General features: G+C 37.3%; 15 protein-coding genes. 13 read left to right on the top strand and 2 right to left on the bottom strand.

The window, feature by feature from the left end; translation table 11 throughout:
• The 4 genes from C4F40_RS10100 (at window position 1) to C4F40_RS10085 (ending at window position 3,002) form a co-directional block, all read left to right on the top strand.
• Entirely contained in the window at window positions 1-774 is a 774-nt protein-coding gene (locus C4F40_RS10100; RefSeq protein WP_196939195.1) for an ABC transporter ATP-binding protein, read from the top strand.
• A 5-nt stretch (window positions 775-779) separates the two neighbouring features.
• Window positions 780-1,781, top strand: coding sequence for an MlaD family protein (locus tag C4F40_RS10095; RefSeq protein WP_196939194.1), 1,002 nt, complete (start codon window positions 780-782; stop codon window positions 1,779-1,781).
• A gap of 143 nt (window positions 1,782-1,924) precedes the next feature.
• Window positions 1,925-2,629 carry an RluA family pseudouridine synthase gene (locus C4F40_RS10090; protein ID WP_196939193.1) on the top strand — a complete coding sequence of 235 codons (705 nt, stop codon included), beginning with the start codon at window positions 1,925-1,927 and terminating at the stop codon, window positions 2,627-2,629.
• 106 nt (window positions 2,630-2,735) lie between these two features.
• A complete protein-coding gene (locus C4F40_RS10085; protein ID WP_196939192.1) occupies window positions 2,736-3,002 on the top strand; it encodes a hypothetical protein in 267 nt (88 codons plus the stop codon).
• 14 nt (window positions 3,003-3,016) lie between these two features.
• On the opposite strand, the gene C4F40_RS10080 is transcribed toward C4F40_RS10085, so the two are convergent.
• The gene (locus tag C4F40_RS10080) at window positions 3,017-3,322 is read right to left on the bottom strand and encodes a DUF4286 family protein (protein ID WP_196939191.1); all 306 of its coding nucleotides are present in this window, start codon (window positions 3,320-3,322) and stop codon (window positions 3,017-3,019) included.
• 125 nt (window positions 3,323-3,447) lie between these two features.
• Between C4F40_RS10080 and C4F40_RS10075 the strand changes: the two genes are divergently transcribed.
• The 9 genes from C4F40_RS10075 (at window position 3,448) to C4F40_RS10035 (ending at window position 12,293) form a co-directional block, all read left to right on the top strand.
• Window positions 3,448-5,331, top strand: coding sequence for an alpha/beta hydrolase family protein (locus C4F40_RS10075; protein ID WP_196939190.1), 1,884 nt, complete (start codon window positions 3,448-3,450; stop codon window positions 5,329-5,331).
• 1 nt (window position 5,332) lies between these two features.
• Window positions 5,333-7,006: a sensor histidine kinase gene (locus C4F40_RS10070; protein ID WP_196939189.1), complete on the top strand. Its 1,674-nt coding sequence runs from the start codon at window positions 5,333-5,335 to the stop codon at window positions 7,004-7,006.
• 3 nt (window positions 7,007-7,009) lie between these two features.
• On the top strand, window positions 7,010-7,702 hold the full coding sequence (locus C4F40_RS10065; protein WP_196939188.1) for a response regulator transcription factor: 693 nt from the start codon (window positions 7,010-7,012) through the stop codon (window positions 7,700-7,702).
• 135 nt (window positions 7,703-7,837) lie between these two features.
• Complete coding sequence (gene greA / locus C4F40_RS10060; RefSeq protein WP_196939187.1) at window positions 7,838-8,311, top strand: transcription elongation factor GreA; 474 nt, start codon at window positions 7,838-7,840, stop codon at window positions 8,309-8,311.
• A gap of 289 nt (window positions 8,312-8,600) precedes the next feature.
• Window positions 8,601-9,014, top strand: coding sequence for an HIT family protein (locus C4F40_RS10055; protein WP_196939186.1), 414 nt, complete (start codon window positions 8,601-8,603; stop codon window positions 9,012-9,014).
• A gap of 37 nt (window positions 9,015-9,051) precedes the next feature.
• Complete coding sequence (locus tag C4F40_RS10050; protein ID WP_196939185.1) at window positions 9,052-9,684, top strand: DedA family protein; 633 nt, start codon at window positions 9,052-9,054, stop codon at window positions 9,682-9,684.
• A 23-nt stretch (window positions 9,685-9,707) separates the two neighbouring features.
• On the top strand, window positions 9,708-10,250 hold the full coding sequence (locus C4F40_RS10045; RefSeq protein WP_196939184.1) for an inorganic diphosphatase: 543 nt from the start codon (window positions 9,708-9,710) through the stop codon (window positions 10,248-10,250).
• Between the two features lie 7 nt (window positions 10,251-10,257).
• On the top strand, window positions 10,258-11,574 hold the full coding sequence (locus tag C4F40_RS10040) for a hemolysin family protein (RefSeq protein ID WP_196939183.1): 1,317 nt from the start codon (window positions 10,258-10,260) through the stop codon (window positions 11,572-11,574).
• Between the two features lie 5 nt (window positions 11,575-11,579).
• Window positions 11,580-12,293 (top strand): 16S rRNA (uracil(1498)-N(3))-methyltransferase, encoded by a 714-nt coding sequence (locus C4F40_RS10035; RefSeq protein ID WP_196939182.1) that lies wholly within the window; start codon window positions 11,580-11,582, stop codon window positions 12,291-12,293.
• Here the strand turns inward: C4F40_RS10035 and C4F40_RS10030 are convergent.
• Window positions 12,290-12,772 carry a hypothetical protein gene (locus C4F40_RS10030; RefSeq protein ID WP_196939181.1) on the bottom strand — a complete coding sequence of 161 codons (483 nt, stop codon included), beginning with the start codon at window positions 12,770-12,772 and terminating at the stop codon, window positions 12,290-12,292. The genes C4F40_RS10035 and C4F40_RS10030 overlap by 4 nt on opposite strands.
• Between the last annotated feature and the right edge of the window lie 19 nt (window positions 12,773-12,791).

Raw genomic sequence — 12,791 nt, 5'->3', positions numbered from 1 at the left:
ATGGAAAAGGAAGCTCGAAATATAAACTACGAAGATGTAGTAATTAATGTCGATAAGGTGAGTAAATCTTTCGGTGATTTACATATCTTACGTGATGTAGAACTGAACTTGTATAACAAAGAGAATTTAGTTGTCTTAGGAAGATCAGGAACAGGAAAGTCCGTTTTAATTAAATTAATATCAGGACTTTTAAAGCCTGATCACGGCGATATTAAGGTATTAGGTGAGTTGGTGAATAAATTAGACGAACGTGAGCTAAGAGCGCTGCGCCAACGGATCGGTTTTTCGTTTCAGAATAGTGCTTTATACGATAGTATGACGGTTCGCGAAAACCTGGAATTCCCATTAGTACGGAATAAACGTAATTTAACACGTGCAGAAATTAATAAGGAAGTTGAAGAAGTGTTAGATGGAGTCGGATTATCACAGGCGATCAATCAGATGCCTTCGGAACTATCAGGAGGCCAGCGTAAACGTATTGGTATCGCACGCACCTTGATTCTACGTCCCGATATAATGCTGTATGATGAGCCTACTGCCGGATTAGATCCGATCACCTGTTTGGATATTAATTCATTGATTAACGAAGTTCAAGAAAGATATAAAACTTCTTCGATTATTATTACGCATGATTTGGCTTGTGCAAAGATGGTCGGAGATCGAATGGTCATGTTGCTAGGGGGGAAATTTGAACGACAGGGTACATTTGAACAGATTTTTGACACGGAGGATGAACGTGTTAAACCATTTTACGATTATAATTTTATTGTTTAAAACATATGAGTACAAGCGAGAAAAAAAGGTCTATAACGGTAGGTTTATTCGTGTTATTAGGACTAGTAATATTAGTAGCAGGCATACTTGTCTTGGGGACACAACAAAATAAATTTAGTAAAAATTTGGTGGTAACAACTTATTTCCACGACGTAAAAGGATTGAAAGTCGGTAATAATGTTTGGTTTTCCGGGGTTAAGGTAGGTACCGTTAAAGAGATCAAGTTTCAAAGTATCGATGATGTGAAAGTCGTGATGCATATTGAAGAGAAATCCAGTCAATTTATCCGAGAAAACGTCGTCGCTAAATTAGGTTCGGACGGTTTGATCGGTAATGCTATTGTCAATCTTATCGGTGGAACCAACGAAGCATCCCCACTCAAAAACGGTGATGTTATTGAGTCTGGAAAAGGAACTGATACGGAGGCGATGTTTGCGACATTGCAAACCAATAACGAGAATTTAGTTGAAATCACTAAAAATTTTGCGTTGATATCCAAAGATATGGTTGATGGAAAAGGTATTGTTGGTACGCTGCTGACGGATTCGACAATATCCACCTCTTTAATAGGGTCAGTAAACAGCTTAAATAAAGTGATGTCTGATGCCAATCAGGCTTCTGCAAACTTAGCTTTATTGACCAAAAAACTGAATAACAATCAGGGGCTAATCCATGATTTGACAACAGATACGCAGGTTTTTGCAAGTTTGAGAGAGTCCGCTGCTCAATTACAGGGAGTCACACAGACAGCAACAGCTTTGATGAATAATCTGAATGAAACTTCTGCACGGCTCAATCGGCCGGATAATGCGCTTGGTGTTTTGACAAACGATCCTGCAGCAGCAGATGAAATCAAGCAGATACTGAGAAACCTGAATCTGAGTACACAAAAACTAGATCAAAATATGGAAGCCTTGCAAAGTAACTTTCTGCTAAGGGGATTCTTTAAAAAGAAAGCAAAAGAGGAAGCCAAGCAACTAGAGAGCGAACAGGATACTGTAAAATAACTTTCGCTATCATATCGACTTTGGAGAGAGTTTTGGCTGATAAAGATTCTACGGGATTCGATACTTGCCCCTGATGTCTGTTTCGCAGTCGTGTCGTTCAGGATGGATAAAAAGCAAGGAGCCGTTTATAATTAAGAATTACAATGGATAGAATCACGGATAAAGACGTGCTATTTGAAGATAATCATTATATCGCCATTAATAAACGTGGTGGTGATATCGTGCAAGTAGATCCTTCAGGAGATACATCTCTTGAAGAGATGGTAAAAACATATCTGAAGATTAAATACAACAAACCCAATGAGGCATTTGTCGGTGTTATTCATCGATTGGATCGTCCCGTTAGTGGTATGATCCTACTAGCCAAAACAAGTAAGGGACTGGATCGCATGAATCGTCTTTTTCACGATAGGAAAATAGAAAAGACCTATTTGGCTTTGGTTAAGAATAAACCGGCTGACTCGTCGGGTAAGCTAACAAATTGGTTACTCCGGGATCGTAAAAAGATGATTACCAAGGCTTATGATCGTGAAGTGAAAAATGGAAGTTATGCAGAACTGGATTATCAGGTTGTTGGGCATTTAGAAGGATATTATTTATTGGAAGTAAAGCCACTTACCGGGCGTACGCATCAAATTCGATGTCAGTTGGCATATATGGGCTGTCCCATTGTAGGCGATAATAAATATGGGTATCCACGAGGTAGTATTCGTCGAACCATTTGTTTACATTCCAGGTCGTTGGAATTCGTACACCCTATAAAGGAAGAGTCTGTTCGTCTAACTGCACCGCTACCGATAGATGGTTTTTGGGAAAAATTTGAAACCCTTTTAAAAAAGAATCCTTAATCATAGAGGATATGGGGTAATAGATTAATTTAATACTCCAACTATTGAAACCTTCAAAAAAATAATCTAAAACACCAATTGAGTTTTAATTTTGTAAGTTTGTATTATGAAAGGATCATCCTTGTTTATTCTTACCACGATTTTTTTTGCATTTACGCTGCTTTTTCAGCCGAATGCAGTAGTCGCACAATGTGCGATGTGTTCGTTGAATGCGGAAAATAGTACGCAAGGGGAAAATACGCAGGGTAAAGGATTAAATGATGGTATCTTATTTCTTCTATCTATTCCGTTCATCGTAGGTGCCGGAGTTGGATTGTTGTGGTATAAAAAATACCGTAATAAAGAAGAAAGAGTATCCCCATTCCAACATTAATAAAAAAAGCGTTCTTAAGTGCTTTCGTCAATATTTGAAATGTATTCCATAGTACTATCGAATATAAAAGCTTTTTCCAGATAGTATAAGGCGATGTGTTCTTGAAGAACTGACACGTACTCTTTTTGGAAAGAATAAATAGCTTGCTCATTGTCGGCAATAATTTGCACACAATAGGTGGAACCTTCATGAGGAGTATTGAGCATTTTTAAAAACTTTACTTCGCCTTGAATTTTTGAAAGCCAATCTTTTTTTACCCAATTTATCAGCTGTTGATGATTCTCGTCATCGACGATAATGGAAATATTGTATAAGTACATGCCGCAAAATTACAATATTTTTTATATCTCGATTTCCGATTTTTTATAGATTGCTGTAAAATTAAGGTTGCAATGCAATAGAAGTGTTAAAATTTTCTAATATTTGAAGATACGAGGTATTTAAGATGTGGTTGACGAATAAGCTGAATATTTATTTTTACATATTATTTTTTCTGTGTTCCTGTGGAGGTTCTCAGGAAAGCAGGATTCCTATACAAGATTTTTTTGAGAAAACAGAGAAAACGAGCTTTAAACTTTCTCCCGACGGAAGTAAGGTCGCATATTTGGGGTTGGAAGATCACTGCCGGAATATTTTTGTGTTGGATATCGTTAATCCGGACTCTTCCAAGCAGCTGACCTATCAGGACAATATGAATGTGCAGTATTTCTTCTGGGCGACTAATGATTCTATAGTATATTCTAATTCGCAATCATTTGAAGATAGCCTTCGTTTATACACAATAGACATCAGGTATGAGTTGTCAAAACCCTTGATACCTGTTGACGACCATCAAATCCGATGGCTTAATACGCCTCGTTCTTTCGGCGGTAATATTTTGGCTTTGATGAATAAAAGGGATTCTTCAGTTTTTGACTTGTACCGCATTCGATTGGATGGAGGCGGAGCTATGCTGGTCGATCAGAATCCAGGTAACTTTTCTTCTTGGTTTGCTTCCAGCGATGGAAAAGTACGATTGGTGATGAGTAGCGATAGCGTTGTAGAAACATTTTGGTATCGTGCAGAAGAGGGATTACCTTTTAACAGTGTAATAAAAACGGACTTTGAATCGACAATTTTTCCTTTGGGTCCGGCAAAGGGAGATGTGAATAGTATGTATGCGCTATCCAATATCGGCCGCGATAAACTCGCTTTGGTAGAGATGGGAATTCAACATGGGAGAGAAACGCGAGTTATATTTGCCGACAAAGATGCAGATGTCAATAGAGAGGGTTACTTTTTTTCCAATGAAGAACCTCTATTTAGCACCGTTTATAAAAACCATAAAGAAGTTGTCATTCATAACCCCAAGTTAGCAGAAATATATAAACATATCAAAAAAAAATTTAACGACTATAGTATCGATATATTGGATGTAGATTCGATGTTCAATACGCTTGTTTTTAAAACGTATACGGATCGTAATCCAGGTAGTATATACTACTATCATACAGATAGCGATAAGGTAGTCGAGCTGACTGCCCAAAATCCAAAGTTGACGGGAAGGTATTTAGGCGAAATGAAGGAAGTCTCCTATTATTCCAGGGACGGAAAAACGATAAAAGGCTATTTAACTTATCCATTAAAAGAGCAAAAATCCTATCCGGTGGTCGTTCTAGTACATGATGGGCCTAATCGAAGAGATATTTGGGGATTCAATGCTGAAGTACAATTTTTGGCGAACAGGGGATATGCGGTTTTTCAGGTAAATTATAGAGGGTCAACAGGGTTTGGGAAAGAGTTTTTTACCGCGGGATTCAAGCAATGGGGCGGGGAGATTCAAAATGATATATCGGATGGCGTAACATGGCTTATTCACCAGGGCATTGCAGACAAAAATCGTATTGCGATCATGGGGGTTGGTTTTGGTGGGTATTCCGCATTGTATGCTGCTTGTTTTAACCCTACGCTCTACAAGTGTGCTATTTCCTCCTCGGGGTACACTAATTTATTTACCTATTTTAAAGAAATACCGCCCTATTATCAACAGTATCTCAAGTTGTATGCCCAGATCATTGGCGATCCAACGAGAGAATATGAACTGTTTAAAGCGATCTCACCTTTATTTCATACCGAAAAAGTTAATATACCGATTCTGTTTTTCCAAGGAGGTAAAGATAAACATAGCAGTGTCACGGATGCCAATCAATTCGTTCAAAAGGTAAAAAATAGAGATGTTCCTATTCGTTATGTTTACAAAGAGGAAGAAGGTAAACGTTTTAGAAAAGAAGAGAATACGATTGAATATTACCAAGAAGTAGAAGCTTTTTTGGCGATGTATCTAGATTGAAATGGGTAAATTTGATTTCAAGTATCGGAAAAATCTTGGATTGCTACTCGCATTTTTGTTGTTGGTAACGATGTTGTTTGTAGTGTCTGGCTTTCTAGCCCGTAATATGACCATTAATTTCGTGGAGACCGAATTCAACAACAGGAAAGTGGAAGTGTTCGACGAATCCATCAAGCCTTTTAACGAATTTTTTAGTACTAAAATTCCCGAAGTTTCCTATTATCAAGGATATATAGATTCTACTCAGGCTTCTGAGCTATCTAGTTCAGTTTTACGGAAATTTCCATTTGTGAATAAAATTGTTTTCTTTGATCTGGTCTTTACAAATAAGGATTCTTTAGCTAAAGGCGTAAAATTTAATAACTTATTGATATCGTCAAAAGCAAGCTACGATTATTACCTGAATAAAGATAATAGACTTATAAGCGAGCGGCAGAATATGGATGAATACCGTAACTATTCTGACGAGTTTAATAATATGGTCTTAAAACTTGTTGGTTACCTGGATCGGCTTACCGATTCCATCCGCATTACAGATAACGAAATTTATAAAGTGTTCTATTCTGTGCAACCCGGTAAAATAACCTATATGAATATTCCGAGGATTTCGGATTTAGTAGCGTATAAAGCGATGATGGGTGATGGAAATCTGCCCGAAAGTACGTATGAACAGGATATGTTTGTGTTTTCCATTGATCCTCGAAAAATTAAAATTGTAAATAAGTATCCCAGCTTATATGAAGATATTTATATAAAGCCTATTGTTGAACAAGGAGTGACGGAAAGCGAACCCTACCTCAGTACAGAACTTCCACTACCAGGTGCGCTTTCAGATTATAAATTACAGTTTGACACCTCTCAGGATTATGTTCAAAGAGAAGTCAATAAACGTTTTTTTCCTGTAATAGCCGCGCTATCCGTTTTATATCTGATTATGTTGTCTATTGGGTATTTAATATATCGTAATGTGATGATTAATAGTAAGCTGTATCAATTACAGTACGATTTTATTAATAATCTGACCCATGAATTTAAAACACCTGTTAGTGTTATTAAAATTGCAGGTAATAACATCAAGAGTGCAGAGAATTTATCTATCAAAGAGCGGGAAATGTATGGTAGAATATTGGATCAAGAAGCCGATAAATTGAATAGTTTGATGAATAAGCTGCTTTCTTTCGCACAAATAGAAAATAAATCTATGAAATTCAATGGCGAGTATATTGACCTGAAAGAATTTTGCGAACGGGTATTCGATGCATTTAAATTGAAATATGCTGATCTAAAACTTCATTATTCCATTACCGTGCATAATGAACTATACGCCGACCCCGTCTTATTGAACAGTGTCTTTCAGAACTTGATCGACAATGCATATAAGTATTCACCGATTGATCGGAAAGTTTTAGAGGTTGAGGTTCAACAAAATAAGAGAAATTTTGTTATTATATTTAAAGATCAAGGAATAGGTATAGATAAAAAGGAATTTAATAGTATTTTTAAGAAATTTTATCGCGTAAAGAACCAATTTAATCAACAAGGAAGTATTGGTTTGGGCTTGGCCTTTTGTAAAGAAATTACCGAATTTATGGGCGGAGAAATAAAAGTAGAAAGCCAACTTGGTATTGGTACGGTTTTTACGCTTACTTTTCCATTAGATATTAAAAAAGTTTAATTTATGGATAGAGATATTACAGTGGCGGTCATAGAGGACGACGAAAATTTGAGATTTTTGGTCAGTCATAGGTTGCAAACTGAAGATTATAATGTCATTCAGAGCGGTAACGGTTTGGAAGCGGAGAAGATGATTCTCGAGGAGCAACCAGATATTGTCCTCTTGGATTGGATGCTTCCAGGAAAAGAAGGAATTGAAGTATGTGAAGCTGTACGTAAAGCGGGGTTTGAAAAGATCATTATCATGATGACGGCCAAATCTCAGGATGTAGATAAAATTGATGCCTATAGCTACGGGGTTACCGATTATATTACTAAACCATTTAATATGGATGTATTGGTCGCAATGATAGAAAATAAGGTACGATTTTTTGTCCCCAAAAGTAATAAAGATATTCACATATTTGGAAGTACAGAGCATCACCCACAGATACATTCACTCGTTAGGGATGGCAAAAAAATCGAATTGACAATATTGGAAAATAGGATTTTGCTACATTTTCTTCAAAATATGGGGAAAGAAATCACGCGGGAAGAACTTATGGAAGTGGTTTGGGGCTACAGCTCAAATGTCAATACGCGTACACTGGATATGCATGTGGTGCGCCTACGCAAGAAAATAGAACACAATCCCGATAAACCTACATATCTTCAAACGGTAAGGGGGTTGGGGTATAAATTTGTGGACGAAGAATGATTTTTTTTAATTTGGAAATATAAAAGAAATTTCTTATTTTCGTAAAGAGCAAGACCATATTGTCCGTCGAAGGATAATGTGGTCTTGTTTCTTTTTGTAAAATAAATTATAAAATAACTAAGTTAAATTAATAATATGGCAGAAGTAACTTATTACACAGAAGAAGGATTAGCAAAGCTAAAAGAAGAGGTTCAATATTTGAAAACAGAAGGGAGGCTTAAAATAGCGAATGCAATTGCTGAAGCTCGTGACAAAGGTGATTTGTCGGAAAATGCGGAATATGATGCCGCGAAAGAAGCACAAGGAATGCACGAGGCTAAGATCGCTAAGTTAGAAGAAGTATTGTCGAGCGCTCGATTGATTGATGAATCAAAATTAGATACGTCAAAAGTATTAGCCCTTTCCATTGTTAAACTTAAAAACAAGAAAAATGGCGCAGAAATGACGTATCAATTGGTTTCGGAAACGGAGGCGGATTTGAAATCTGGTAAGATCTCCGTGAAGTCGCCGATTGCTCAAGGATTACTAGGTCTTTCGGTCGGAGACATCGCTAAAGTAGCCGTACCAGCCGGCGAAATAGAATTGGAAGTATTAGAAATTTCAAGATAGTATAATATTAGGTTATGAGCGGTATTGCCATAACCGCTCACCAATAGCAAAAAAGGAGTTCTAGAAGATAGAGCTCCTTTTTTGCTAGTACCTTTTTGCTATATTTCCGCTGTAAATAAGTTATTGAAGGCAGGGGAGAGATCGATAACCGCGTAGCGCTCATTCATACATTATGAGCATATACTTATGAATAATTTGCTTTTGTACTTTTGTATTCCATACAATTATAAATTGCATATGAACGCAAATTTATCTAAGTTTGTTACTTAATTTTAATATCGATAGATATATGTCTACCATTTTTTCAAAAATTATTTCGGGAGAAATCCCAGCTTATAAAGTCGCTGAGAGTAATGATTATTTGGCTTTTTTGGATGTCAACCCCTTGACAAAAGGACATGTTCTAGTTATTCCGAAAAAGGAGACAGATTATATTTTTGATATGGAGGATGAGGGATATGTAGGGATGTGGATCTTCGCGAAGATCGTTTCGCAGGGTATAAAAGATGTATTTCCTTGTCGCAAAGTAGGTATTGCCGTGGTCGGGCTGGAAGTGGCCCATGCCCATATCCATTTGATTCCTTTAAATCACGTGCATGATATGAATTTTGAAAAACCAAAACTCACCTTAGCAGCAGATGAAATGAATAAAATTGCAGAAGATATTCGCGAATCCATCGCACGCATCACGAATGCTAGTTAAGGTTGAAATCTTCTATTCGAGAATTTAAAAAATAAATATGCAAGAGTTCTTAATGTCCTTTCAGCAATTGATGGATCCCGAGTACCTGTTAAGTCATGGCGGATTTTATATTGTTTGCTTGATTGTATTTGCGGAGACAGGTTTGTTTTTTGGTTTTTTCCTTCCAGGAGATTATTTGTTATTTCTTGCAGGTCTTTTTTGTGCGTTGGGGAAAATCGATGTTAACATCACGACCATGTATTTCGGGATATTAATTGCAGGTATATTGGGTAATTTCATAGGTTATTGGTTTGGTTATCGAACAGGGCCTATGCTCTTCAAACGGCAGGATTCCTTTCTTTTTAAAAGGAAGTACGTGATTATGGCAGAAGAATTTTATCAGAAATATGGCGGAACCGCGTTGATTATCGGTAGGTTTGTCCCGATAATTCGTACATTTGCGCCCATATTCGCAGGAGTGGTCAAATTAAATTTCCGAAAATTTGTGCTGTTTAATATAATAGGTGCATTTTTGTGGGTTTCTTTATTGACACTTTCAGGCTATTTTCTAGGGATTCAGTTTCCTTGGATAATAGAGTATGTTGAATACATAATTGTGGGTCTGATTGTTATAGCGTTTTTGCCTATAGCAATAGCGCTGTTAAAAAGATGGCTTAAAAACAGAAAATAAACATAACAAACAGTAAAAAATTAATGAGTACACAACATCCTTGGCATCAAGTTTCTCCTGGTGAGGACTTGCCAAATTCTGTAAATGCTATTATAGAAATTCCTAAAGGTTCAAAAGCAAAATACGAAATTGATAAAGACAGCGGTTTAATCAAACTAGACAGAGTTTTATTCTCATCTGTCATGTATCCCGCTAATTATGGATTCATCCCTCAAACATATTGTGACGACAAAGATCCACTAGATATTTTGGTCTTATGTTCAGTAGATGTATATCCTATGAGCTTAATCGAAGCCAAGGTGATAGGAGTAATGCACATGATTGATGGAGGCGAACAGGATGATAAAATCATTGCCGTAGCAAAAAATGACATGTCGGTAAATTATATCAATGATTTATCTGAACTTCCCCCACATACGATGAAAGAAATTGTACGTTTTTTCCAAGACTATAAAGCGCTGGAAGAGAAAAACGTAACAATTGAAAATTTATATGGACGCTCTTATGCTCAAAAAGTGATTTTAGAGAGTATAGAACTGTATAATAAAGAATTTGGAAACAAATAACGCGTAAATGGCTTTTGATATTTTTTGGACTGTATTTTTAGTGCTTGCAAATGGTTTTTTCGTTGCCGCAGAGTTTGCTATTGTCAAAGTAAGGGCTTCTCAAATTGAGCTTCAAGCAAAATCAGGAAGCAATGTTGCTAAAATTGCGAAAAATATTACGGAGCATTTAGATGGATACCTAGCTGCGACACAGTTAGGTATCACTTTAGCTTCGCTGGCCCTGGGTTGGGTGGGCGAACGCGTGATGACAGAAATAGTACATAACCTATTTGCTGTGTTCAACATTGAGTTGGTTGGATGGTGGGCCAAGTATTCCGGACATATACTTGCATTTTCTATTATTACATTTTTACATATCGTTTTTGGCGAGTTGGCACCTAAGTCAATTGCGATCCAAAAACCAGTAGCTACGACAATGCGGATTGCCTTACCGCTCCAGTTTTTCTACTATCTTTTTAGACCTATCATTTGGTTGTTAAATGGATTCGCAAACTTTTTGTTGCGACTTATTGGTATTGAAACGCATTCCGGAGAAGCAAATCACTCTTCCGAAGAATTGCAGTATTTGTTAGAAAAAGGTAAGGAGAGTGGCGCACTGAATAACTCGGAACACGAATTAATTAAAAATGTATTCGATTTTAACGAACGCATTGTTAAAAATATTATGGTACCCCGTACCAAAATTGTTGCTGTTGAAATCAATGACCCCATAGACGAATTCATCCGTACGGTAACCGAAGAGGGATATTCGCGTATTCCTATTTATGACGATAATATCGATCAGATTGTGGGGATCGTTCACACCAAAGATATTCTTCCACTTATTGTAAAAGGTAAGGATGTGGTGTTAAGAAACATCATGCGTAAGCCGTATTTTATTCCTGAGACCAAGAAGATCAATGATCTGATGGCCGAATTTCAACTGAAGCGCATTCAAATTGCATTTGTTCTAGACGAATTTGGCGGAACGGCTGGTATGGTTACACTGGAAGATATTGTAGAAGAACTGGTAGGTGAAATTCAGGATGAGTACGACGAAGAGACGCCGATGGTAGAGCGTATTTCGGAAACCGAATATATGGTAGATGCGGGGGCAAGTGTGCACGATACTAATGGTTATCTGCCGATAGAGTTGCCAGAAAGCTCGGATTACGACACCATTGCCGGATTGGTAAGTCATGTGTTTGAAAAAATCCCTGATGTAGGTGAGACGGCCGAAGAGTTCGGCTACAACTTTACCATTATGAAAAAAACGCAGCAAAATATCGAGTTTGTAAAATTAGACCTAGTCGAAACCCCTCATGATGATGAGGATGATAAATAAGAAAGATGAATCTTTTTTATACGCCTGAAATACAAGCCTATCATTCCTCTTTTCTATTAAGCGAAGAAGAGAGTAAGCATGCGATCCGTGTATTGCGTCTTTCTGCAGGAAGCATTATCCATTTGGTAGATGGAAGAGGAGGGATCTATAAAACTGAAATTATTGAAGCTCATCCCAAAAGAACAAGCCTTCACGTTATTCAGGTTGAAGAAAATTATAATCCAAATACCTATCACCTTCATATCGCAGTAGCACCCACAAAAAATATAGATCGAATAGAATGGTTTTTGGAGAAAGCTACTGAAGTCGGTCTGCAGGAGTTTACACCTATTATCTGCGCGCATTCAGAGCGTAAAGAAGTGAAAATCGAACGATTGGAAAAAGTGGCGGTATCTGCAATGAAACAATCCCTGAAAGCCTATCTTCCCAAGGTAAACCCTGCGATTTCGTTTACTAAATTTATAGACAGCCAACAAAATATACCGTCTACAAAAGCGATTGCACATTGTGTAGATGGCGATAAAAAATACATCACCAACTCTTTCTCAAAAAAAGAAAACTATTTGATTCTGATAGGGCCAGAGGGAGATTTTTCTGAACATGAAATCCAATATGCTTTGCAGACCGGATATACGCCCTTATCATTGGGGGAGGCTAGACTACGTACGGAAACCGCTGCGTTGGCCTCCGTACTGGAAATATCTTTGCTTAATCGCTAGTTTATGAGTTCTGCTTCTACGACCTGGATCTCCGCATTTCCTTTTAGCGGTTCGGGATTGAACACTATTTTCCCCTTTAATTTTATAGGCTCATCTGTGTATTTAATCGTGCCTTTCTTCATGAAAATTTCTACCATGGGTGGTATCCCGTTGGTGCCGCAAAACTGACATTGTGTAATAGGTAACACCGAAAGCATAAATGTACTGTGATTACGCCCGCTCGTTAAGGGTACAATGTAGCCCGGTAACTCCACAACTTTATGTTCTAATTTTTTTAATTCCGCTGGATAATGCGGGGTGTATACTTTTTTGTTGCCTTCTGTAGTAACTTTGTACATCATTTTGTCAATGGCTTCCCACGTATTATTCATCATGGGAGTATGGTCGGGCACATTAAGATTTGGATAATCTTTGATCTGTGCATTAGACATTGCACTGCTCAGGAAAAGGAAACTCAGTATAAGAAATAGTTTATTCATGTGTTGTTTATATATTTGC

The organism is Sphingobacterium pedocola (assembly GCF_015209965.1).
GTDB classification, from domain to species: domain Bacteria; phylum Bacteroidota; class Bacteroidia; order Sphingobacteriales; family Sphingobacteriaceae; genus Sphingobacterium; species Sphingobacterium pedocola.
The sequence above is the reverse complement of the archived record's forward strand: the minus strand, read 5'-3'. Positions and strand labels throughout refer to the sequence as shown.